Source organism: Bacillus sp. P4_E1, from assembly GCF_056401715.1.
On record NZ_JBFUIV010000058.1, the window covers coordinates 1 to 1,313 of the forward strand.

1 pseudogene is annotated in these 1,313 nt (G+C 56.3%); it reads left to right on the plus strand.

Annotated elements, in window-relative coordinates:
- Window positions 1–1,313 (plus strand): annotated as a pseudogene (locus AC1DS7_RS28690) (Gly-Xaa-Xaa repeat protein); the annotation flags it as partial.

Below are 1,313 nucleotides of genomic sequence, written 5' to 3' on the forward strand. Positions count from 1 at the left end.
TACTGGTTCCACTGGTCCTAGAGGTAACACGGGCGCTACTGGTTCCACTGGTCCTAGAGGTAACACGGGCGCTACTGGTTCCACTGGTCCTAGAGGTAACACGGGCGCTACTGGTTCCACTGGTCCTAGAGGTAACACGGGCGCTACTGGACCTCAAGGTGTTCAAGGTAACACGGGTGCTACTGGTTCCACTGGACCTCAAGGTGTTCAAGGTAACACGGGCGCTACCGGACCTCAAGGTGTTCAAGGTAACACGGGTGCTACTGGTTCCACTGGACCTCAAGGCGCGCAAGGTAATACAGGTACTACTGGACCTCAAGGTACGCAAGGTGCTACCGGTTCCACTGGACCTCAAGGTGCGCAAGGTAACACGGGTGCGACTGGACCTCAAGGCGTTCAAGGTAACACAGGTGCTACTGGACCTCAAGGTATTCAAGGTAACACGGGTGCTACCGGTGCTACTGGTGCGACTGGACCTCAAGGTGCTCAAGGTAACACGGGTGCTACCGGTGCTACTGGTTCCACTGGACCTCAAGGTGCGCAAGGTAACACAGGTGCCACTGGACCTCAAGGCGTTCAAGGTAACACAGGTGCTACTGGACCTCAAGGCACTCAAGGTAACACAGGTGCCACTGGTTCCACTGGACCTCAAGGCGTTCAAGGTAACACAGGTGCGACTGGTGCGACTGGTTCCACTGGACCTCAAGGCGTTCAAGGTAACACAGGTGCTACTGGACCTCAAGGCACTCAAGGTAACACAGGTGCCACTGGTTCCACTGGACCTCAAGGCGTTCAAGGTAACACAGGTGCTACTGGACCTCAAGGCACTCAAGGTAACACAGGTGCCACTGGTTCCACTGGACCTCAAGGCGTTCAAGGTAACACAGGTGCCACTGGACCTCAAGGTGCGCAAGGTAACACGGGTGCGACTGGACCTCAAGGCGCTCAAGGTAACACGGGTGCTACCGGACCTCAAGGCGCTCAAGGTAACACAGGTGCCACTGGTTCCACTGGACCTCAAGGTATTCAAGGTAACACGGGTGCTACCGGACCTCAAGGTGCGCAAGGTAACACGGGTGCGACTGGACCTCAAGGCGCTCAAGGTAATACAGGTGCGACTGGACCTCAAGGCGTTCAAGGTAACACAGGTGCCACTGGACCTCAAGGCGTTCAAGGTAACACAGGTGCTACTGGACCTCAAGGCGCTCAAGGTAACACAGGTGCCACTGGTTCCACTGGACCTCAAGGCGTTCAAGGTAACACAGGTGCTACTGGACCTCAAGGTGCGCAAGGTAACACGGGTGCTACTGGAC